The organism is Pseudoalteromonas sp. meg-B1 (assembly GCF_003173795.1).
Taxonomy (GTDB): Bacteria; Pseudomonadota; Gammaproteobacteria; order Enterobacterales; family Alteromonadaceae; genus Pseudoalteromonas; species Pseudoalteromonas undina.
The window spans coordinates 789,718-811,718 of record NZ_QGQU01000001.1 but is presented as its reverse complement, the minus strand read 5'-3'; the positions used below and the strand labels follow the sequence as shown (position 1 = coordinate 811,718).

At 39.8% G+C, this 22,001-nt stretch carries 23 protein-coding genes; 12 read left to right on the top strand and 11 right to left on the bottom strand.

Annotated elements, in window-relative coordinates; translation table 11 throughout:
- Positions 1–26: 26 nt before the first annotated feature.
- The 5 genes from DK924_RS03745 to DK924_RS03725 all read left to right on the top strand — a co-directional run bounded on the left by DK924_RS03745 (position 27) and on the right by DK924_RS03725 (position 3,688).
- Entirely contained in the window at positions 27–1,187 is a 1,161-nt protein-coding gene (locus tag DK924_RS03745) for a serine hydrolase (protein WP_008468004.1), read from the top strand.
- Positions 1,188–1,396: 209 nt separating this feature from the next.
- Entirely contained in the window at positions 1,397–1,675 is a 279-nt protein-coding gene (ybeD, locus tag DK924_RS03740; protein WP_008109437.1) for a DUF493 family protein YbeD, read from the top strand.
- 19 nt (positions 1,676–1,694) lie between these two features.
- On the top strand, positions 1,695–2,348 hold the full coding sequence (gene lipB / locus DK924_RS03735; RefSeq protein ID WP_010388277.1) for a lipoyl(octanoyl) transferase LipB: 654 nt from the start codon (positions 1,695–1,697) through the stop codon (positions 2,346–2,348).
- Complete coding sequence (gene lipA / locus DK924_RS03730; RefSeq protein ID WP_008109434.1) at positions 2,345–3,310, top strand: lipoyl synthase; 966 nt, start codon at positions 2,345–2,347, stop codon at positions 3,308–3,310. Before lipB ends, lipA begins: the two co-directional genes overlap by 4 nt.
- A gap of 138 nt (positions 3,311–3,448) precedes the next feature.
- Entirely contained in the window at positions 3,449–3,688 is a 240-nt protein-coding gene (locus tag DK924_RS03725; RefSeq protein ID WP_008109433.1) for a hypothetical protein, read from the top strand.
- Between the two features lie 111 nt (positions 3,689–3,799).
- Here the strand turns inward: DK924_RS03725 and DK924_RS03720 are convergent, their stop codons facing one another.
- From DK924_RS03720 to DK924_RS03700, 5 genes are read right to left on the bottom strand one after another with little or no spacing between them, the layout of a single operon-like run.
- Entirely contained in the window at positions 3,800–4,873 is a 1,074-nt protein-coding gene (locus DK924_RS03720; protein WP_109874366.1) for a phosphotransferase enzyme family protein, read from the bottom strand.
- A gap of 44 nt (positions 4,874–4,917) precedes the next feature.
- Complete coding sequence (locus tag DK924_RS03715) at positions 4,918–5,793, bottom strand: sugar phosphate nucleotidyltransferase (RefSeq protein WP_109874365.1); 876 nt, start codon at positions 5,791–5,793, stop codon at positions 4,918–4,920.
- A 15-nt stretch (positions 5,794–5,808) separates the two neighbouring features.
- The gene (locus DK924_RS03710; RefSeq protein ID WP_109874364.1) at positions 5,809–6,258 is read right to left on the bottom strand and encodes a flavodoxin; all 450 of its coding nucleotides are present in this window, start codon (positions 6,256–6,258) and stop codon (positions 5,809–5,811) included.
- Positions 6,258–7,022: a tRNA pseudouridine(65) synthase TruC gene (gene truC, locus DK924_RS03705; protein WP_010388260.1), complete on the bottom strand. Its 765-nt coding sequence runs from the start codon at positions 7,020–7,022 to the stop codon at positions 6,258–6,260. The genes DK924_RS03710 and truC overlap by 1 nt, the downstream gene beginning before the upstream one ends.
- Positions 7,015–7,335 (bottom strand): YqcC family protein, encoded by a 321-nt coding sequence (locus tag DK924_RS03700; RefSeq protein WP_109874363.1) that lies wholly within the window; start codon positions 7,333–7,335, stop codon positions 7,015–7,017. Before DK924_RS03700 ends, truC begins: the two co-directional genes overlap by 8 nt.
- 103 nt (positions 7,336–7,438) lie before the next feature.
- Between DK924_RS03700 and DK924_RS03695 the strand changes: the two genes are divergently transcribed.
- A complete protein-coding gene (locus DK924_RS03695; protein ID WP_109874362.1) occupies positions 7,439–8,467 on the top strand; it encodes a DUF3549 family protein in 1,029 nt (342 codons plus the stop codon).
- Entirely contained in the window at positions 8,468–8,767 is a 300-nt protein-coding gene (locus tag DK924_RS03690) for a DUF3301 domain-containing protein (RefSeq protein ID WP_008109417.1), read from the top strand.
- 605 nt (positions 8,768–9,372) lie between these two features.
- Here DK924_RS03690 and DK924_RS03685 read toward each other — a convergent pair.
- Positions 9,373–10,023, bottom strand: a complete 651-nt coding sequence (locus tag DK924_RS03685; RefSeq protein ID WP_008109415.1) for a GNAT family N-acetyltransferase — start codon at positions 10,021–10,023, stop codon at positions 9,373–9,375.
- Between the two features lie 288 nt (positions 10,024–10,311).
- Here DK924_RS03685 and DK924_RS03680 point away from each other — a divergent pair, with 288 nt between their 5' ends.
- The 3 genes from DK924_RS03680 to DK924_RS03670 all read left to right on the top strand — a co-directional run bounded on the left by DK924_RS03680 (position 10,312) and on the right by DK924_RS03670 (position 11,706).
- Positions 10,312–10,545: a DUF2789 domain-containing protein gene (locus DK924_RS03680; protein WP_010388246.1), complete on the top strand. Its 234-nt coding sequence runs from the start codon at positions 10,312–10,314 to the stop codon at positions 10,543–10,545.
- A 104-nt stretch (positions 10,546–10,649) separates the two neighbouring features.
- Positions 10,650–10,919, top strand: coding sequence for a hypothetical protein (locus tag DK924_RS03675; RefSeq protein WP_008109411.1), 270 nt, complete (start codon positions 10,650–10,652; stop codon positions 10,917–10,919).
- 13 nt (positions 10,920–10,932) lie between these two features.
- Positions 10,933–11,706, top strand: a complete 774-nt coding sequence (locus DK924_RS03670; protein WP_109874361.1) for a Zn-ribbon-containing protein — start codon at positions 10,933–10,935, stop codon at positions 11,704–11,706.
- A gap of 55 nt (positions 11,707–11,761) precedes the next feature.
- Here the strand turns inward: DK924_RS03670 and syd are convergent, their stop codons facing one another.
- The gene (syd, locus tag DK924_RS03665) at positions 11,762–12,301 is read right to left on the bottom strand and encodes a SecY-interacting protein (RefSeq protein WP_010388242.1); all 540 of its coding nucleotides are present in this window, start codon (positions 12,299–12,301) and stop codon (positions 11,762–11,764) included.
- A gap of 59 nt (positions 12,302–12,360) precedes the next feature.
- On the opposite strand from syd, the gene queF reads away from it, so the two are divergent.
- Complete coding sequence (gene queF, locus DK924_RS03660) at positions 12,361–13,206, top strand: NADPH-dependent 7-cyano-7-deazaguanine reductase QueF (RefSeq protein ID WP_109874360.1); 846 nt, start codon at positions 12,361–12,363, stop codon at positions 13,204–13,206.
- Between the two features lie 33 nt (positions 13,207–13,239).
- Here queF and DK924_RS03655 read toward each other — a convergent pair whose 3' ends face one another.
- From DK924_RS03655 to DK924_RS03645, 3 genes are read right to left on the bottom strand one after another with little or no spacing between them, the layout of a single operon-like run.
- Entirely contained in the window at positions 13,240–14,121 is an 882-nt protein-coding gene (locus tag DK924_RS03655; RefSeq protein ID WP_109874359.1) for a peptidylprolyl isomerase, read from the bottom strand.
- Positions 14,122–14,165: 44 nt separating this feature from the next.
- Positions 14,166–17,837 (bottom strand): translocation/assembly module TamB domain-containing protein, encoded by a 3,672-nt coding sequence (locus tag DK924_RS03650; RefSeq protein WP_109874358.1) that lies wholly within the window; start codon positions 17,835–17,837, stop codon positions 14,166–14,168.
- Complete coding sequence (locus tag DK924_RS03645) at positions 17,837–19,564, bottom strand: autotransporter assembly complex family protein (RefSeq protein ID WP_109874357.1); 1,728 nt, start codon at positions 19,562–19,564, stop codon at positions 17,837–17,839. The genes DK924_RS03650 and DK924_RS03645 overlap by 1 nt, the downstream gene beginning before the upstream one ends.
- Positions 19,565–19,792: 228 nt before the next feature.
- Between DK924_RS03645 and DK924_RS03640 the strand changes: the two genes are divergently transcribed.
- Entirely contained in the window at positions 19,793–20,125 is a 333-nt protein-coding gene (locus DK924_RS03640; RefSeq protein ID WP_010388233.1) for a ribonuclease E inhibitor RraB, read from the top strand.
- Positions 20,126–20,161: 36 nt separating this feature from the next.
- Here the strand turns inward: DK924_RS03640 and DK924_RS03635 are convergent, their stop codons facing one another.
- Positions 20,162–21,913 (bottom strand): DEAD/DEAH box helicase, encoded by a 1,752-nt coding sequence (locus DK924_RS03635; protein ID WP_109874356.1) that lies wholly within the window; start codon positions 21,911–21,913, stop codon positions 20,162–20,164.
- Between the last annotated feature and the right edge of the window lie 88 nt (positions 21,914–22,001).

Here is a 22,001-nt window from a genome sequence, read left to right as displayed (position 1 = left end):
TTTAACTTTAACCATTAATGAGTATGATGAAATCTATTAAACATAAAATTCTTACTGGTGTTTGCGGCTTAGTCTGTTCTGCCGCCGTCTTTTCAGCCACCGCACAAATTATTCCAGCCCCTCCTCAAGTTAATGCTAAAGGTTACTTTTTGGTGGACTTCACCACAGGTAAAGTGATTGCAGAAGGTGAAGCTGATACAAAACTTGCTCCTGCTAGCTTAACTAAAATGATGACTAGTTATGTAATTGGTACAGAAATAAATGCAGGTAATATCGCCCCCACCGATATGGTAACTATCAGTGAAAAAGCGTGGGCAAAAAACTTTCCTGAATCATCTAAAATGTTCATTGAAGTGGGTAAGCAAGTAAGTGTAGATGAACTTAATCACGGTATTATTGTGCAATCAGGTAACGATGCCTGTGTTGCCATGGCTGAGCATATTGCAGGCAGCGAAAGTGCCTTTGCAGATTTAATGAATGCCCATGCTGAAAAGATAGGCATGACAAATACTCACTTTATTAATAGTCACGGTCTTGATACAGACGAGCACTACACAACGCCACGCGATATGGCCACACTTGGTGCAGCCTTAATCAGAGACGTGCCGGACGAATATGCACTATATAAAGAAAAGTCATTTACATACAATGGTATAAAGCAATATAACCGTAACTCGTTGTTATGGGATGAAAGCTTAGATGTTGATGGTATTAAAACAGGCCATACATCTGATGCAGGTTACAGCTTAGTCACCTCGGCAACGAAAAACGACATGCGTTTAATTGCGGTAGTTATGGGTACTTCAAGTGAGCGTGCGCGTAAAGTTGAAAGTAAAAAACTGCTTAACTACGGTTTCCGCTTTTTTGAAACAATTACGCCTTACAAAGCTGGCGATAGTTTTGCAGAGCAACGCATCTGGATGGGTAACAAAGAGAATGTCTCTTTAGGTATTTTAGAAGACACCCCTATTACAATCCCTCGTGGCCAACATAAAAACCTGAAAGCAAACTTTGAGCTTGACGATACGCTTGAAGCACCTTTAGCTAAAGGCACTAAAGTAGGCACGCTGTTTTTACAACTTGAAGGCGAAGATATTGCACAATATCCGCTAGTTACGCTTGAAGAAATACAAGAAGGTAGCTTCTTCAGCAAAATATATGACTACTTACGCTTACAAATAATGTAAGCACGAGTAAAGTAATATGAACGCCTCTTCTGTGAGGCGTTTTTTTTTGCTTGAAAAGTGCTAGAATGCGCCCCATATATACCAATCGTATTGAATGACTATCGTTGGCTTAGGTCAAAAGTAACATCATTTCAAGATTGTCATTAGCCTGTCAGTTTTAAGCTTAACGTATAAGTTGAGCCAACACTTTTGTTTGAGGAGTTCCCGTCGTGGTTGAACCTGTTAAAAACACTAAATTTGATGAGTACCTAGAGTACCCTTGCCCGTTTACATTTAAAATTATGGGTCTAGCAAACGTAAACTTAACTGATCAAATTTTAGAAAAGTTACAACCTATCGCTCCGGGTGATTATGCGCCAAAAGTAAAACCGAGCAGTAAAGGTAACTATGAGTCAGTCACTTTAGTAGCCACAGTAACAAGCGGCAAACACATTGAAGAAATTTACAACGTGATCAGCAATATCGATGACGTGCGCCATATGCTTTAAGCTATAGTTGAGATTTGTTGTGAGCGAAAACACCCTAATCGTACGCCAACTGGGTCGTCAGCGTTACATGCCGATTTGGCAAAAAATGCAAGACTTTACCGACACCCGTGATGAAAATACGCCAGATGAAATTTGGTTAGTAGAGCATGAAAGTGTATTTACCCAAGGCCAAGCCGGTAAAGATGAGCACTTACTCGCCCCAGGTGACATTGAAGTGATTAAAGTTGACCGCGGTGGACAGGTTACTTACCACGGCCCTGGTCAGCAAATGATGTATGTATTATTTAATTTACGTCGTTTAAAAATTGGGGTGCGAGAGCTAGTTACTTGGCTTGAAGAGTGCATCATTGAGTCCCTTTCAGAGTTCGCCATAGATGCATACGCGAAAGCGGATGCCCCTGGTGTTTACGTTAACGACAGTAAAATTGCCTCTTTAGGTTTACGAGTTCGTCGTGGCTGCTCATTTCATGGCTTGGCATTAAATGTTAATATGGATCTAAGTCCATTTTTACGCATTAACCCATGTGGTTATGCGGGCATGAATATGGTGCAAACTAAAGAACTAAATGGCCCTCAAAACCTTGAAGCTGCAGGTGAAGGGCTGGTAAAACACATGATCAAGAAGCTTAATGCAACACAGGTTAAGCATACTGAAGGGTTTGAAAACGAATGAATAAACCAGTCAAAATGGAACCAGGTGTAAAACTACGCGACGCAGAAAAAATGGCGTTGATCCCCGTTAAAGTTTTACCAACAGAAAAAACCGAAATGCTCCGTAAGCCAGAGTGGCTTAAAATTCGCTTACCCAAGTCAACCGAGCGAATTGACGGCATAAAACAAGCAATGCGTAAGCATGGCCTTCACTCCGTATGTGAAGAAGCTTCGTGCCCTAACTTATCAGAGTGTTTTAACCACGGTACAGCGACCTTTATGATTTTAGGGGCTATTTGTACACGTCGTTGTCCATTTTGTGACGTTGCACATGGTCGCCCATTAAAACCTGATGCCGCTGAGCCTGAAAAGCTGGCACTGACCATTAAAGACATGAAGTTAAGCTATGTGGTTATTACTTCTGTAGACCGTGATGATTTACGTGACGGTGGTGCTCAGCACTTTGCTGATTGTATCCGCGAAATTCGTAAGCATAACCCAGAAATTACCATTGAGATTTTAGTGCCCGATTTTCGTGGCCGTATGGACAGAGCGTTAGAAATTTTAATTGAAACGCCGCCAGATGTATTTAATCATAACCTAGAAACGGCGCCACGTTTATACAAACTTGCGCGCCCAGGTGCTGACTATAAATGGTCTCTTGAATTATTACGTCGCTTTAAAGAAGCCCATCCTGAGGTTAAAACAAAATCAGGCTTAATGGTTGGCCTTGGTGAAGAAATTAGCGAAATCGAGGAAGTACTTCGCGATTTACGTGCTCATAACGTTGATATGCTTACTGTAGGGCAATACCTACAACCGTCTAAGCATCACTTACCCGTTAAGCGTTACGTGCCACCAGCTGAATTTGACGCATTAAAAGAATATGCTGATGAAATTGGCTTTACACACGCCGCTTCAGGCCCGTTTGTACGTTCAAGCTATCATGCAGATCAACAAGCAGCGGGTAAAGAAGTAAAGTAATCTCTCGCAATGTATAAAAAACCGCCATTAGGCGGTTTTTTGTTTTTTAATAGTTATTTTTACTGTTTATAAAATAACGTTAGGTTAAAGCAAGGTTACTTGAGATAATTATGCTTGAACCCATTATTTAGGTTATATATGAAATTATTAGTTCGTAACTTATCACGTGCCACTACTGAGCATGAACTTCGTACGTTATTTACGGCTCACGGTAAAGTGACCACCTGTAACTTGGTACTCGATAAAGAAACAGGCCAATCTAAAGGCTTTGCCTTTGTAGAAATGCCTAATGACATTGAAGTTAAAGGCGCAATTAAAGCGCTTAATCAAACCACAGTAGACAAAAGCAAAATCCGTGTAAAACTAGCGGATGCTTAATAAGTAAAAAATTGAGATGTTGGAAGTTAACACATACTTTCAATGTTTAACCTCAATTTATATTGCTCAAAGTTTTAGTTATAACGCTTTGAGCAATATAATTAATTGGGTTTATACCTGAGTCAAAATCTCCTTTAAGACCTGCTGCTTACTTACTATATCCTTGTATAAGGCAAATTGGTTTTTTGCGCGATCTAAGTTGTGTCTCTTATGCTTAACACTAAAGTAATTATCACCATCTATATAATCAGTTAAAAAGCGTAAGCCAATCATAAAGGGCATTACTTTAGCACCTAACCAAAAGCTTTGTTTCTCGGCGGGTGTTAATACCCCCTTTAGTGGCTCAACATAGCCTTTAACAATCGCTGCAAAAATATCTTCACGAACACCTACCTTTTCAAGCGCCGTTGAATCTTCTTGCTCTGCAGAGCAAAATGTTCTGACCATATCGCCAAAATCATTAAGCCAATAACCAGGCATACAGGTATCTAAATCTATCACCGCTTTTGCATTATTAGAGTCTAAGCAAAATAGCATGTTGTTTATTTTAGTATCGTTATGGCACACACGAATAGGCACTTTTCCCTCAAGGGCATTAAGCTCATCGATAAGTGAAAGCTGCGACAGGCAAAAATCAACCTCTTCCTGACAATGAGCCAAACGTTTATGAGGATCGGTGCTAACCACTTGCTTGAAGACTTCTGCACGCATGGCCAAGTTATGAAAATTAGGAATAACCGCATGTAAATTGTTCGCGTCAAAGTCTTGTAGCGCTTGCGCAAATTGGCCAAATGCATTGGCCGCTGTTTGTGCCTGGCTAGCAGTATTAACCACATCTTCACTGTAGCTGCCACCAATAAACTCAAGTGCTCGCCAAGTATCATCATCATCATTAACTAAATAGTCATTCTGAGTCGTCGCTACATGGCGTACTATTGCTAGATTGAATTCACCTGCTTGTTGTTTTTTACTTAAGTGTTGCTCTATTAATCGCGCATTATCAACAAGTAACTGTGGTTTTGGAAACACCACCGTATTGAGCTTTTGTACAACCAGTGACCGCTTCGAAGTACTTAATAACATAGTAGTATTTATATGCCCACTGCCTATGGGTTTTATGCTCGCATGCTTCTCGTCAAGGCCAAAACTCTCAGATAAATAAACTTCTATAGGAACTGTATTCATTTTCTACTTCACTCTTTTCGCCCAAGGCGACAATAATTTAATGGCTACGCTTGACGTAATGCGCACAAAGTAGCCGCAATGCTTGTCAGTTCTGATTTATAGGTAACACCAAACCAAGGCTCTTTTGCAGTGTATACAAATACAGGCTGTGCTTTTACATTAATAGCTTTCTGGATTTGATCAGGTAAGTAGTACTCTTGCTGAGTATTCACGTTATATTGCTGTAAAAACGTTTCAAAGCCTTGTTGCAAATAGTCAAAGAAGCAGGGGGTGATCCCCCAAAAACTCATCGAGCCTAGGGAGTTTGGGCTAATTTTCTCACGTAAACCCTGTGGGTTGTCGCCAAAAATATGCTCAGACTGTTGTTGAATATTCAAATACTCAGTTACGGCAACAAGCTTTCCATTAGCAATATTACATACCCCACGATTAACGCCACCGTGCTCAGAAAGAGTATCAATAATCGGATACCCTACCATTGCCCATTCAGCACTTTTTTTAAAGTGCTCACTCAGTAATACAAACGAAGATTTTCCATAATAATCGTCTGCAGTAATAACAATAGCAGGGTTATTAATATAGGCTTTAGCACACAGTAGAGCGTGACCTGTTCCCCAGGGCTTTTCCCGTTGGGCAAGTGTTGCTTTAAACTGCTCGGGAACCTGCTCAATGTACTGCTCCACCAGCACCACATCAAGATCACTAGGCAAGCGTGGCAAAATAGTACGCTCTATTTCACTGCGTACCGCTTGGTTTATTATCAGCACCACCTGCGTCACTCCAGCGTGATGCGCATCAATAATGCTCAGTTCCATAATTGTGCAATTTAGCCCTGGAATTTCTGCAATTTGTTTATTGCCACCAAAGCGACTACCTAAGCCGCCCGCAAGCACAATCAAACTCAGTTTATGTTTTTTCATTTGGAGTCTGCGCATTTAAGAGGGTAATTTACCAAGCCAAGTTTGTAACCAAGGCTCGGTGACAGGCCAAGGCTCAAAGTCTTCACAGGCATCAATTTCTAGTCGGTTACCCACAGGTTTAGCTTGTAAGTCACGTAACAGTTCATCAAAGCTACGCCCTGCTGCGCAAAACGTATCACCATAACTTCTGTCACCCATAGCCACAATGCCAAATGGCTTATTAGTTAACATTGGAAAGGTGCTGTTAAGCTGATTATAAAGCTCTGCCAAGTTAGCGGGTATATCGCCTTGTCCTGTTGTTGAGGTGACAATTAAAATATGCGATGCATTTTTTAGATCTTCTAAACTTGGCTCTGCAAATACGCTTACCTGATGGCCAGTTTGCTCTATAATATCGCTTATTTGCTCACTTAAACGTTCAGCACCACCATACACGCTGCCTACAAAAATACTAATATGTGCCATTAATAATCCTTTTCTTCACTTGGCCACCCTAACTGTTTGCAAATACTCAACATTGCATCACCTAGTGGCGCTTTAATTATTATCGATTCGTTACTATAAGGATGTACAAAGCTAAGCTCTGTAGCAAATAACATTAATCGTCTAAGGGAGAAATGCTCTCTAAAAAACTGATTATGCTGGTTATCACCATGGTTAACGTCGCCAATTATTGGCAACGACAAATGTTTTAAATGGCGACGAATTTGATGTTTACGCCCTGTTTTAGGAAAACACTCTACCAAAGAATACCTAACCGTTGGGTATTTTCCTATAGGGATAGGCAACGCAGCTTGGTGCAAACAGTTAAACTGAGTTTGTGCTTCTTGAGCATCTTTATCCTGATCGGCAAATTTATCAGCGATTTTGTCTAGTTCTTCTTTTAACGGTTTATCTAAAAAAACAGATTCAGGCGCAAATCCGCGTACCAAAGCTAAATAACGCTTTGAGATCGTACCCTCAATAAACAACTGATTCATATCGCGCGCGGCTTCTGAGCTTAAAGCAAACAGCAACACACCCGATGTCGGCCTATCAAGGCGATGCACAGGAAACACATGCTGACCGAGTTGATCGCGTAGCATTTGCATTGCAAATTGAGTTTCATGCTTGTCTAAAAAGGAGCGATGAACAAGTAAGCCTGATGGTTTATCAATCGCTACATAGTTCTCATCTTGATAGAGAATGTTCAGTTCGCCGTATTCAACTGGCGCTGGACGTTCAGTCATCTGACTCTCCAAGCAATGAATCTAATTGCGTCAGCAAAGAAATAATCTCTTCGCTTCCGGATTGATCAATGAGTGTCATTTGCGCCATAGGAGCAATTGCAAAATTACGAGGTAACGGTTGTTTCATTGTAATAATCTGTTGAATTTTTTCTATAAATACAAACTGTAACCACTGTTCAAATGCAAGCGTATCATGGCAAAAAGGGACGCTTGAATGCAACAATGCAGGGTCAATTGGCTCATTCTGCCAAAGCTGATACTTTTTAAGTAGCGCAGTTAATTGTGTTAAATAGAGTTGGGTTTGCTCAGTCATAATCACCCTTTACTTTGTATATTGCACAATTATACCCTGTTCCCTCAACAGTCGCTATGGCGTATAATTAGCGTAATTTTGTAGTAAAAACAGTTGGAAATTCATGAGTGAACATATAGCCACATTAGGCCAGCTTTTAGACGGTGCAGGAACTCAATGGCGTGCTTTTGATATTGGCAGGCATATTACCAAGCTTGATAAACAACAATTTTTAGCTGTTGAACAAGCACAAGTTCCTTACCCTTACCCATTAGCAGGCCATGCATGGCTAGCGATTCAATTTTGGGACAGTAAAGCTAGCAAAGAACCCTATGTGTGGTTTTTAAAATTCCCACTTGATGAACAAAGTAAACTCGTTAGTGCCAGCCGCGACCACTTTGCAGACATGGTAATTCAAGCACTAGGAACAGAAATTACCGGCGAACAAGCCGATGGCAAACTCGATAACAACCCTTACGTATTTACTCCTAATGCTAATAAATTAGCGGCGTTTAATGCACAAGTTAAAGTGTTATTAAAACGACCAGCCTCACAGTATTATGAGCATGCCCAGCTTTATTTTAGTGGCCAGATTGGTTTTGATAATTGGCAAAGTGTGGCGCTACAAGGCATTGCTGATTTTGCTTATCGCCTCAACAGTGCTGATAACTTAAAACACTTACACGCTGCGTGGCCTAATTTACCTGTTGAAGTATTACAACCATTAAGCGCAATGCTTGAACACATCGAAATACCACCCACGTTAAGTGAGTTATTGTTAAGTTATGGACAAACCGCCCTTAAGAATAATGATGTGGTTACGGCTTCTGCCGCGCTTCGCGCCATATCATCAGGGCAAGCAACAGGGCTTAGCGCACAACTGGTTGACTGCGCTTTAGAATCTACGCTTGGGCAAGACTCAGACATTTTATTAACTATTGCAGGTCGCTGCTTTAAACAATTAGAAGAGCCACAGCGTTTGCATGTATTTATGGATAACTGTGCGCACCATGAGAAAATAGCTGAGTTATTTCCCAGCATTTTTGCAGATTTAGTTGCAATTCCAACTATTCGCCCACATTTATTAGCATTACTACGTAAAGAAAACAGAAGCGAGACGTTAGCTCGCGCAATTGGAAGGTTATTCTCTTAAATGGCTAGTTTATGGACGTTCATACTTATTGGGGCTGTAATTTATTTTTTTTGGCTAAATCGTAAAATAGCCGAAGCAGCGAACGTTCATGCCAAACGCCAAAGTGAGCAATTGCAGGTACAACTAATGAGTGTGGCTTGTAGCAAGCGTCGGTTTGGCATTTTAAAAAGTGGTAAACCGGGCATGAAAAGCGAATTTATTTTTGAATTTTCAAGCGATGGTGAAAATGCTTATCAGGGAGTGTTAATCATGGAAGATGAAAAGCTAAAAAGTGTGGTTGTGCCACCACATAAGATATAGTTTTTATAATACAAAAAACCAAGGCGTAACCTCAGTTACGCCCCAATTGCCAACATCCTGTAAGGTATCCTTTACCTGATCCTTGTTTATCATCCACTGAACGAGCAAACTACCCTGTTAGCCCTCCATTGCATCCTGCAATATCCTCTTGCCGCCTTGGCCGTCCTGCGTAAACTAACGCTCCTGCAATGTCCTATCGCATCATCCTTGGTATCCTTTAAATAGCTCCTAGCTATTTTAGTACTTCATGTACTTCCTGTTTCATCCTTGCATCCGTGTTAACTTGTCCTTTGCGCTTCCTGCTAGTCACTACTATGCTGCCTGATTCCATATCCATGGCATTAGCTCAGTCATTGAGCTATGTCGTCTTGACAAAGTAAAGTTTAAACCAAACGGCTGGGTATAATAGTGAGGAAAACTAAAAAATTTAATGTCACAAAATTGAAAAAACTAAAATAGCTATAAATAACAGAAGCTTGATGCTTATTAACGGATAAATAATGGATTTAAACTGACAAAGAGCACACTAATGTAAGATATATCTCACACTGGTGTGCCCGATTTGGAACATAGGCTTACAGATACGCCATTATGAACAACTACCTTTATTGAGCATTAGCAACTTTAAATAGTAATTCACCCTTAACTTGGTTAAATGAAAGTTGTTTAAAGTGCTCAAAGCCTTGCGATTTAAAAAATTTCGTATGCTCGTCACGAGTCACAAATACCGCTATACCAGAAGACTCAGGATTATCGTGTATTAAGCCATCTAAACCTTTAAGTAAAGTGCGACCAAACCCTTGCCCGTGAAAGTGTGGATCAACCGCAATAAACGCTAAAAAGTAATAATTCCCTTGCGGCTTTAAGGCGTCACGAATGGTTTTTTCTTTTTCAATTAATTGATTCGTTTGTAAATAACCTGCACTTAGCATCAGTTTTAATCGCCAATGCCAATAACGCTCAGCTTGTAATTGGCTATTTGACTCAAATACACAGGCAACCGCTTTTAATTTATCATTGCGGTAAAGGCCGATTAAAGGCTGCTTCTCTTGCCAAAAGCTACTGAGTTCTTCACGGATAAGTGCACGTAATTTTTTTTCATAATCGAGCGGGTTGTCTTCGTTATACCCTAGCAGAGTTTGTAAAATAGGATCGTTTTGGTATGCCTGATAAATTAGGCTGGCTGCTGTGCTTATATCCTCTGGTGCAATATGCTGAACACTAAAGGCGTCTGTCGATTCTGCTGTGGCTGTCATTTTATTTCCTTTATTATTTTATACCCGTTGTCATTACGCCGCGTAACTTGTTTGGGATTAATTTTGAACTACAACGATGACCAAATGCTTATATAACTATATACCTAAGTGAGACAAATAAGCGAATTTACATTTTAGTTAGTACGCTCATCCACTGCATTGAGTCAGATCATGCTTTAGCGACTTACTACTGAATAAATAAAGCGTAAATTCAGTAAGGGTTAAACTGGCTAGATATACCATTCCCCCCTAGAGTTAATACATATTAATTCATTTAGGAGCATTATTATGGATACAACAAAACATACAATTAATACCTTGTTCGCCCAACTAGGACTGCCGGATTCGGATGCGCAAATAGATGCATTTATTGCCTCGCACTCCATTGCCGATACAACCTTGTTGCAAGATGCTCCCTTTTGGGATGAAGCCCAACAACATTTCATTGCCGAATCGCTAGCGGTTGATGGCGATTGGAGTGAAGTAATAGATGAATTAGACGTACGTCTTCGTCAAAAATAATTAATTTTATGGCGCATTTTAATGTGCCTTAGCCACTTTATTGATACCATACCCGCTCGCAGCGTCTATGTTGCGAGCTTACTTTATAAAAGAGTTATAATTGAATGAACGCTGCTGTATTTGAAGCTATTAAAGTCCTTCTTGATGAAGGCAAAGTTCCCACTGTTGCACTAACTAAAAGTCGTTTAACAACACCGACCCCAATGCCGGTTATTATTGCTGCGGTGAGTCAATATAAGAATAATCCTGATTCAATTTATAATTTAATGAAAACCCCCAAGCAAAGTGTCAGTAATGAAGATCAGAACAACTCTCAATTAGATAGAATTGAGCAAAAGTTAGATCAATTACTTACACTGCTCGCGCCAAAATAATTTGAGACTATAAATGTTTGTTGTTGATTTAACATTTGATTGCTACCAAGACACCACCTTAGAGCAAGCCGAGCAAGCAATAAATCGCTTGGTAAATGCATTACGTTTTAGTGGCCAAATCATTGGAGAAGAATTTCCGACGGTTTTGAAAGATGGCTATTTTATCACTCGCGTTATGTGTCCGACCGAAGACGCTATGCACCCTCTTAACAACAGTGCATTTGTAAAGCACAGTGTTGAAAAGCTTCATGATGCAGGCTTGTTAGCACCAAAGGTGAAAATAATAGGTCAAGACATTCACTCAAACGGTGCCGATGGTTGTAAAGATCCCTCAAGCTATATTTTATATACTACCTATGTGCACACCTGCAGCCCACTGTATTGTGGCGATGACTTTTTACCCGTTCCGCTATTTAATATTCCAGCAATTGCCAATGGCGATTATAAAACCCTGATTAAATGGCAAGAAGATTGGCAAGCATGCGATCAAATTCAAATTAATGGCGCAACTCGCTGTGAATTTCCTGCACTAGAGGAAATAGCCAGCACACAAAGTGATTTGTATCGCCGAGGTAAAGATATTAGCAAACGCATCAGCTTTTTAACTAAAAAGCCTGTTTACTATTACTTATATCGTGTAGGTGGTGTCGATAAAGCCTCGGAGCTTAAGCGCAAATGCCCAAGTTGCCAAGGTGAATGGAAATTACCTGAGCCATGGTTTGGTTTATTTGATTTTAGGTGTGAGCCGTGTGGTTTAGTGTCTAATATTTCATGGGATTTTCAATAAATCCCATACTTAAGGTGCTATGTCTAAAACATCACACCTTAAAATTACCTTATAATTATACTGCCAACGACGCTATAAATTCACTGAGGTTTTTGGCGAGTACATGATGTGGCTTTTTACCTACATACTCTAGGCACACCTCACCTGTTTCCACTAATACCGTAACAAGTAAATCATCTTGATCAGTTAAACCAATAAAAACACTTGGCGCTTGCTTTAGCTTTCGCTTCATTAAAACATGACCCGTGATATTTTGTTGCAGTAAGTCAAAGTCATCCTCATTCCACGCTTGTAATAATTCTACTTGATGGCCATCAACGCTGGCTAAAATACTGCCAGCAAACATATGGCCATAAAACTGGCTAAGTTCATCAGGAAATTCAAGCTCTAATGCGTTAGCGAGATCAGCCAAAGAACCTGCAGGCTCTCTCACTATCGCTTGCCATTGAATCATACCGTGCTCATCGGCTGTGCCTATTTCACAAGGACTTGGCCATTGCTCATCGTGGGCGATGAGTGGCTGCTTTTGTGTATTTTTGATAGTTTTTTCACTAAAGCGTTGGTGAAGTTGGGCTAATTGCATTGCAACAGACATACTGTGAAACTCATTTAATTTAGATATAATGTCCCCATTGTAACTATTTAAGAGCAAACATGACAGATTACAGCAATTCTCCCGATCTTAAAGGCAGCGTACTTGGTCAATCTACTGAGTATGTAGATCAATACACGCCCAGCTTGCTTTTTCCTATTGCTCGCAAGCTTAATCGCGACGCGTTGAGTATTGATGAAGCCGCATTACCATTCAAAGGCCAAGATATTTGGACCGGTTACGAACTATCTTGGTTAAATACCAAAGGCAAACCACAAGTTGCGGTGGCGATATTTACTTTCGAATGTCAAAGTAGTCACATTATAGAGTCAAAGTCGTTTAAGCTTTATCTGAACAGCTTTAACCAAAGTCGCTTTGGAAGTATTGACATTGTTAAGCAACATTTAATTGAAGACTTATCAAATGCGGTAAACAGCCCGGTAAAGGTAACCTTATACAGCGCTGATGATTATAATTGTATTCCTTGCACACCGCTTCCTGGTGAGTGTATTGATGAGTTAGATATTGAAATAGATAACTACCATATTGACGCACATTCTTTAAAGTCACAAAGCGATAAAGTGGTTAGCGAAACCTTGCATAGCCACCTGCTTAAATCGAACTGTTTAATTACTTCGCAACCGGATTGGGCCAGCATTATTATTCGTTATACTGGTGAGCAAGTTTGTCGTGAGTCATTATTACGCTATTTAATTTCGTTTAGGACCCATAATGAGTTCCATGAGCAATGTGTAGAGCGTATTTACAGCGACTTAACCACTCAATTGAATATTAAAGAGCTTGAAGTTTACGCGCGCTATACGCGTCGTGGCGGCCTTGATATTAATCCATATCGCTCAACGCATCATAACGATACCCCTTTTGCGGTAAAAATAAACCGTCAATAAGCTAAACAAAAAAGGAGCCTCAGGCTCCTTTTTTTAATCGTTAAGTTGCTTAGTTGGTACAGGCATTCCACACACATCAATGTAATTATGGCTATACGCAAACCATTCCTCACTACGACTACCTCGTGCTGAAATTAACTGTTTAAATGCATCTGAGTCTGTTTTCATTACTTTAAATCGGCTGTGATCGCTGCTAACGTCGGCTAATACTTGTAAATCTGTAATAGGATTAAACTCGCTACCACCTTTAGGTGTGCGCGCTAGCTGATGAAAATGTGCCATACCTGTAAGTACTCGCCCAAATACGGTGATATTTTTGTCTAAATAACGTGGGCCTTGCCCTATGGTGACAAAAAATTCCGTGCTGGCACTATTAATATCGTTGCCGCGCGCCATTGCAAATACACCATGGCAATGAATTTGCCATGTTTGATCACGCGTTTCATTTTGAGCTACCGCAAAACCATTTAAAAACCCGGTTATTGGTGCATAACCATCTCCACCCATTTCAGTGATCCTAAGCGGCTCGTTGGTGGTTAAATAAAACTCGGCAGGTACTGTGCTATTTTTGGTTTTAGTTAACTTTTTACCCGTGCTATCACCACCTTGAGCAACAAACCCTTCTACAAAACGATAAATATGAGTGCCCTGATAAAAGCCCTGTCGTGCCAATTTTTTAATATTAGCACTGTGTTTTGGTGCAAGCGCTGAATTGAGCTCAATATACGCAGCACCGGTAGGTAGGGTTAGTTTTAAAATATTCTCAGGATCTACCCATCGCCATTGCTCATCTGTTGTAGCAGCAATAATCTCACTACTGGTTAGGCTTTTAACTGGCGTTGCTGGCAAAGTGCTTTGCTGGACACATCCGCCGAGCAAAGCCGACGCTATAATAGTGATTACGAATTTTTTCATACCTTTTCCTTTTTATTATTGGTATTGGTATTGGTAGATAAAGGTTAATCCCAATTGAATTTATACAGTATGTCGACATTTTGATACAGGCCACTGGTTATTTCTATATATAACTTCGACATTAGCTGATAACGCACTGCCACTTCACTGAGCGACTCAAATACCCCCACGCTATATTTAACCTGCAAACTCGGTGCTAAATAACCTGATATTTCTACCTTTGTTTGCTCGCCACTACCTTTAGAGCTTAAGCTCACATCTGACAAGCCAAACGATTCACCGACTTTAGACACTAAGCTTTCGCTTCGGCTCACTCCTTGAGAAAGTAGTAATTGAGTTAACATTGCATCCGTTGAACTGTCGCCCTCCCCTAATGGTTGACCATTCAGCAAATACGCTAGGGCTTGCGCTTGGTCCATACCCGGCTCTGAAAATACTTTTAAATTTGGCTGCTCAACACTGCCAGTTAAAGTAACACCTGCAATAACACCATCGGCGGTATTATTTGGGTTGCGAATGGCTTTAATATTTAAATGAGGCTTATCTATTGCGCCACTAAAACCAATTTGCCCAGTTCTAATTATTAAGTCTTGACCAAATGCCAAGTAAGTTCCTTCAATTAAATTAAGCTCACCAATGGCAATAATGGGTGAGTCTTGGCTCATTTTGATATCCATATCACCCACTACCTTAGACTCAAGTCCAAATGAGGCTACTCTGACATCATTTTTAACCGTTACTTTTAAATCAATATCGTAGTTAAATGGGGCTTTTTTAGTATTTTGCGTAGTTTGATCCAAAATTATTTCATCATCACTAACCTGTACAGCCCCCTCTGGCAGCTCTTCAATTTCTATTCGACCATAAGGCACTACAACATCACCTGCCAGCTTAAGTGCATTGTCAGCTAAACTTATTTTTAACTCTGGTGATACTTTAAACACCACGCCTTGTTGCGCTCTTACAAAAAACTCACTGCCGACTACATTCATATTTACAGCTGGTTGTTCACCTTGCCAATCAACATTCCCCGTTAATTTTACCTGTCCGCCTTGAGGGTCATTTAAATCTCCTTCAATGGTGGCGGTAGACTTATTAAACGCCACATTTATATTGGAATTTTTAAGAGCGACAGGCAGTTGCTCACCTTCTAGGTTGATATTCTCAATATTTAAATTTCCCTCTAACAAGGGATCTTTAAGTGTGCCTGCTAATGCAACTTGCCCACGAATGGCGCCATTAAGCTGCTCGAACGTATTTAAAAATGGCTGTATATCAGACAATAAAATTTTATCAATTTGAATATTACCGTTAAGCGTTTGCTTATTTTGAATATCATCAATATCAACTTTAGTCGTTACTTTACCCAAAACACTCGATTCTATGTTAGCTTCTATTTGGCCAACCTTAGCATCAGAAAAAGCGCTTATGTTTAGCGTTTCTATAGGTAGCTTAAATCGGTCTTCTTCGTTAATAAGTACCGCGTTAAGCCCTGATGAATTTAAATTAGCGCGTAGAGTTTTAAGTGTACCTGCTTGCCAATTAGCAGCAAAGTCTCCCGCTATATCACCACGTGTTATTACATTCTCTGGTAACCAATGTTTTAGCTCTCGCAATGCAAGATTGGCCAGTTTTACGTTAAGCTGGCCTAATTCGCGGGTTTGATTTAATCTATCAATACATAACTTACTATTACTCGATTGCCAACAATGCGCACTCACATCAAAGTCGCCCGTTTTCGAATCTATAGTTACAGCTATATCTTTAGCATTTTCAAAGCTAAGCGTTTTATCACTTACACTAATATTACTGAGTTCACCTTGCCAAATCGCGTTAGCAAGTTTGCCATTTAGTTCAAACGAGGCAGCCCCAGCATCAGCATCAATAGATGCACTCAATTGATGATCGGTTTTATCACCACTGCCGACTATTTCCACTTTATTAATTTGATGATTCATAACACGCGCTGAATCAAGACTAACGCTGATATCTGTTTGCCAATCGGTAGCGGTGTCTAACTGTGCTTTTAACGCCAACTTATTAATATTAATTTCGTCATAAATAAACTGCTCTAGCTTTAACGCTAAATCAACTGCAGGCGTCAACCGCTCGCCTCTTATACTTAAATCGGCTTTACCATTAGCAATAAACGGAAGCTTTGCATCATCATTACTTTGCAGCGCAATAGCCCCATTAATCTGCCATTGCTGATCAACTTCGCCTGTTAAGGTTAACCTGTTTGTGCCGCTGCTAAGGTTAAATTTATTTACAGTGGCTTTAAGTTCATCATTTAAGTTAAATTGAGCAGTAAAATTAAGCGGTACATCATTTAGTAACCCGCTTAATTGGGTGTCATCCATACTTAATTTCCAGCTATTTGAACTGGTAACAAATGCCCCTTTAAACTGCCCTGAAATATCACTGGTAAGTGTGTCAGTGAGGTATTGCGCTTTTAAACTCGATAGCGCGCCGCTAAAGTTAGCACTAACCCCATTTTGCCAGTCGATATTCGCTTGGATAGTAGCTTGGCTCTCATTCGCTTTAAGGGCTAAATTTTTTAAGTTTGCTTCGCTCAGTGAGCCATTAATTTGACTGTTAAAATTCACAGTTGGATAAGCACCTAACTGACTATTACCAAATAACGATAACTGATAATCGTTAGCATTGCCTTGCGCGGTTAATTTTACGTCGGTTACCTTTAACTCTTTACTTGCTGTTTCGATAATCCACTGCTCTAAACCGCCATTAACACTAAATGGATAATTTGGTTTTTTAAGATTAGCCGTAGCAGTTAGTTCAAAAGGAAATGATTCACTGCTTTTTATATCTACATTGAGCTTTTCTAAGTCTCCGCCTATTTGCATATTGGCATCATAACCATGCCCTTTTAGACTGATATCGCCACTAATTGGTAAGCGGCCTTTAAGCTTTGCGTTAAGTGCAGTATTAAGCTGCCACTGCTGATAATTTGCAGACAATGAAGCAACGTTAATCTCAGCACCTATTAGCTTCATTTGTAGCGCAATATTATTTACCACATTTTGCTGTGCATTCTGCTCTACCGTGAACTGCGCAATATTAAACTGTTCTAGGTAAATATTGAGTGGCGACATAAATGCGATATTAGGTAATGCAGGTAACTCAGTAATTGGGGTAGAACTGGCTGTATTTTCTCCAGGTTGCTCTTTTAACGCGATTAAAACACTCGGAATATTCACGTTTTTAATTTGAATATCAGCACCTTGTGCCTTTGCAGCAATCTCCACATTATTAACAACTACGTTTGCACTTGTGTGACTTAACACAAACTCAGTGACCGCTAAACGCTTAAGTGCAATATTAAATGGCAAACTGATTTGTTCCAACGGTTCGTTAGATGTATCAGGAGAATTAGATGACGATGCTGGTAAGTTTAGTTTTATAGACCGGGCACTTAAGTTATCAATACACATACCATCACAGTGCCACCAAAATAAATCTAGTTTAAGCTGCTGAGCATCAAGTAATAAACCGTCACGCTCAAAGCGAAAATTAAACGCATCATTATATAAAAAACGGCCGTTATTTATTTCAATTTTTAAGCCATCAACTAACTTATTGGCGCTATAAGCAATTAGCTGGTTACCTGGAGCTGTAAAAACAACGCAAAACAACGTCACTAATACAGCAACAACTAAGGTGCTAAGTGCTGCAGTGACTTTTTTAAATACAGACATTAAATTTCCGGCCCTATGGTAATACTTAAACGAGTGCTTTTGCTTTCTTTAGTGAGTCCCCACGCATGATCTATTCTTATTGGTCCTATAGGCGTTAAATAACGAAAACCAAACCCTGCACCTATTTCAAATTGCTCAGAAAAATCATTGGTCGCCGTCCCTCCATCAACAAATAAAGCTGCTCGCCAGTTTTTGGCAAATTGGTAATTATATTCAGCAGTCGTCGCGATTAAATATTTACCGCCGATGCGATCCCCATTGTCATTTTCTGGTGAGATTGATTGATAAGCAAAGCCACGCACACTTTGATCGCCACCAGCATAAAACCTTAATGAATATGGAACATTGTTAATATCGTCAACTAACATGGCTCCTAAGTTTGCTTTTAAAAACACAAGGTGCTTATTAAGATAAGTGCGCAACCATGCATGCTGTAATTGCACCCTAACAATATTGGTACTAGAGAGTACACTATCGAGACCAAACTCTGCCGATATAGACCACTGCTCTCCCGAATAAGGGGTGGTTCCTCCCTTCGATTGCTTTCGGGCATAACTGACACCTGGTAATAACATTTCTGTGGTGCGTTCTAGCCCGTCGCCAATCCGATAGGTTTCTTGCTCGCGCCTGATAAATGCAGTTCTTATCCATTTTTGCTCGGTGAGCCATTGCCTTTGCAACTGCGCTGTTAAAATTTCACTGTAAATATTGTCGGCTAATTCATCTTCGAGCTTATAGCCTGCTGATAAACGCCATAAATCATCATTCGGATTATTAACAGGGATGGTATACGCCATAGAAATATCTTGTTGTTTTTTTGCAATATTAAGATTGCTTTCTAGGTAGTGTCCTTGCTCCGTGATCCATGGTTTACTCCATTTAAACCGTACCTTTGGACCTAGCTCGGTATTAAACCCGCCACCAATTTCGTAGCTATTCGCGGGCTTATGTAATACGTCCACTTTAATTGGCACTTGGCTGTTTTTTCTAGCTGAAATATCAGCGTAAACACGCACGCTTGTAAAATAAGGAGTGCTCGATAAATCTAGGTTGTAGTCAGCAATCTTAGATGCTTTATAGTGCTCACCCATTTCAAACGGGGCTAAAGAGCGAATGTATTTTTCTGCTGGGCTTTGATTGGTAATTAACACATCACCAAAGCGATAACGCACACCACTTTCAATGGTAAAGGTAATAATAGCGCTGTGTTTTTTTAATGACACTTCAAATTTTCGGGCAGGCCATTTTGCGTCAAAGTAACCATGTTCTAACAAAACGGATTCAATTTTTTTATAGGCTGCGCTATACATTCCATGATTTAAAATGTCGCCTTGCTTTAACTCTAAACTTTCAATAACTTGCTGAATTAATGGGTCATGTTTAGCTTCCCCGTTAACGCTAATATTAAGCGTCTCAATACGGGTTGCGGAGCCGCGTTCAATAGTCGCAACAAGCTCACGCTCATCTTTATTAAAATCGATAGTCACATTTGAACTGTAATAACCTAATGCCTTTAAGCTATCTTCAACTTGCGATTTAGCGTAACGACGCAGTGAGCGCGTTGGTTTTTCACCCACTAAAGGTTTTAAATAAAGAGCAACGTTGTTTTCTAACTCTCCACTAATTCCTTTTATTTCATAATCTTCAATTATATTGTCAGCTGCAATAGCGAAAAAGCTCAAAAATAAGCAAAAACAAATAACGGATTTTAAAAACTGATTGAACAAGTAATCATCCTTACTATGTACCCATAAAAAACAACAAATTAACGACACAATAATAGCATAGCGATAATGAGCCTAACATTAACTTAATCATTATCAGCGTCTAAAATATTAGCTGGCTCTATGCGAATCTTTTAAACCGCTTTGAGCTTAACTAAAAATTCTTGCGCTTTAATGATTTATTTTGGTTACAATAGTGCTAATGAATAAACACTAATTTATGAGTTTTAAATGCAATTTCCTGATGATGATAATGGCCAGCTTCTTGCTGAAATTTCCGCCGCCGGTGTAGATTTAAGTAAAATGCAACAAATTGATTTTTATATTTTATTTGAACAACAGGCTGATGCCGAAAAATTTGCAACTGAGATTGTAAACGATGCATTAGTGCAAACTGCTGATGTTGAGAAATGTAAAGATACCGGTGTTTGGGAGGTAATAGCCCATGTACAAATGGTTCCAGAGCATGCACTTTTAGGCCAAGCAGAACAATATATTGAAAGTATCGCTAATAGCTTAAATGGTTATGGCGATGGTTGGGGATTAGACGCAGAAGAAGTATAACCCTAATTTCATGATGAATGAGATATCCAGCTTAGCCTATCGGCTTAGCTGGTTTGCTTTTCTAAAGCCGCCTTTATAATCAAAAAGTTTATCTGCTACTTTCCAGCCATACTTTTTACTTTTTCGAGCAATCACAAAATCCGGTGGTATTAAATCAAACTGGGCTTTTATAACTTGCTCTGCACTGATAAATTCAATTGGTGACTGTCCCTGCCCTACACGCTTACCAAATTGCTTATTAAAGTAATACTGTGATCCTTTGTTTGCTAAATCAAAAACTTCATCACAACTGGCTCCGTCTTCATCAAAATAAGTAACTTTTAACAATTGCTCTTTAAGTTTAGTCACACTCAAGCCACTACAACGAAGTACTAATGCATCTTTAAGGTTTAACGCATTACGAAGCTTATCATCAGGATCGGCCATCACAGCACCACAGTCATGGCATTTTCGAGCAGCAATATCATTTTGTGCGCCGCACTGCTCACACTCTTTAAAACGAAAACGATAATCGCATTGCTCGCTTACCCCATTATCGTCTTCTAATAAGCCTTGGCAACGCCTACCAAAGTGCTCAACTACTTTGCCATCAGCGTCTGTTTTACCCCAAAATATATTGGCAAACCCACACCCAGGACACAGCACTTGCACGGGTTCATTATCACTATCGCCTTTTTTATCACCCACCTCAGGGTAAAATAAATCAAAGCCATTGCTCGCATAGTCAATTACTAAACAATCATCTTTACCCTCAGCCAACCTTAAACCTCTACCTACAATTTGCTGGTATAAACTTACTGACTCTGTGGGCCGTAAAATAGCAATAAAATCAACATGGGGAGCATCAAAGCCCGTTGTAAGAACCGATATATTCACTAAATACTTTAATTGTTGAGCTTTAAATTGCTTAATTATTTTATCGCGCTCGCTATTAGAAGTATCTCCAGTGATCAGCGCACTGTGATCCTCTGGTAAATAGGTCATTATCTCTTGTGCATGCATAACCGTTGCGGCAAATATCATCACGCCATGACGCTTCTCACTATATTGAATAACCTGCTGCAGAATTGTTTGAGTTGCACGGGTCGATTTTTTTAACAGCGCATTCATATCCTCATTACTATACTGCCCAAATGCATTGCTAGTTAAAGATGAAAAGTCATAATGGCTAATTGCAGCATCAACCTCTTTAGGGGGAGTTAAGTAGTTATGCTTGATCATATAACGCAAAGGTAATTCAAAAATACAGCGTTTGAATGGGCTTTCCTTATTACCACGCACAAAGCCATGGTAATGATGCTGATAAATCCAGCCTAGCCCTAATCGGTAAGGCGTCGCGGTTAAACCTAATACTTTTAATTCAGGGTTGTGAGATTTAAGTGCATTAATAACTTTTCCGTATTGGCTTTTCTTTTCGCCATTTACTCTGTGACACTCATCAATAATAAGTAATGAGTAGTGCTCATTAAGTTTATTTAGATTACGCGATAACGACTGCACACTGGCAAAAGTAACTTGGTGGATTAACGACTTCTCTTTGAGTCCTGCGGAAAATATACTCGCCTCAAGACCAAAGCTTTTATATTTTTGAGCATTTTGCTCCACTAATTCTTTTACGTGCGCCAACACCAATATTTTTTGTTTAGCAATACGCGCAAGTTCAGCTATCACCAAACTTTTACCCGCACCTGTAGGTAAAACAATAACAGCAGGTTCGTTAGTTTTTCTAAAGTGTAAAACGGTGCGTTCAACCGCCTCTTTTTGGTAGGGTCTGAGGGTGTAGGTCATTTAAGGATACAGAAGATTTAATAAGTGTAATACTAACAAAAAGTTTATTACATTACGAAGACGCATTAATGATGTTTGAGAACATAAA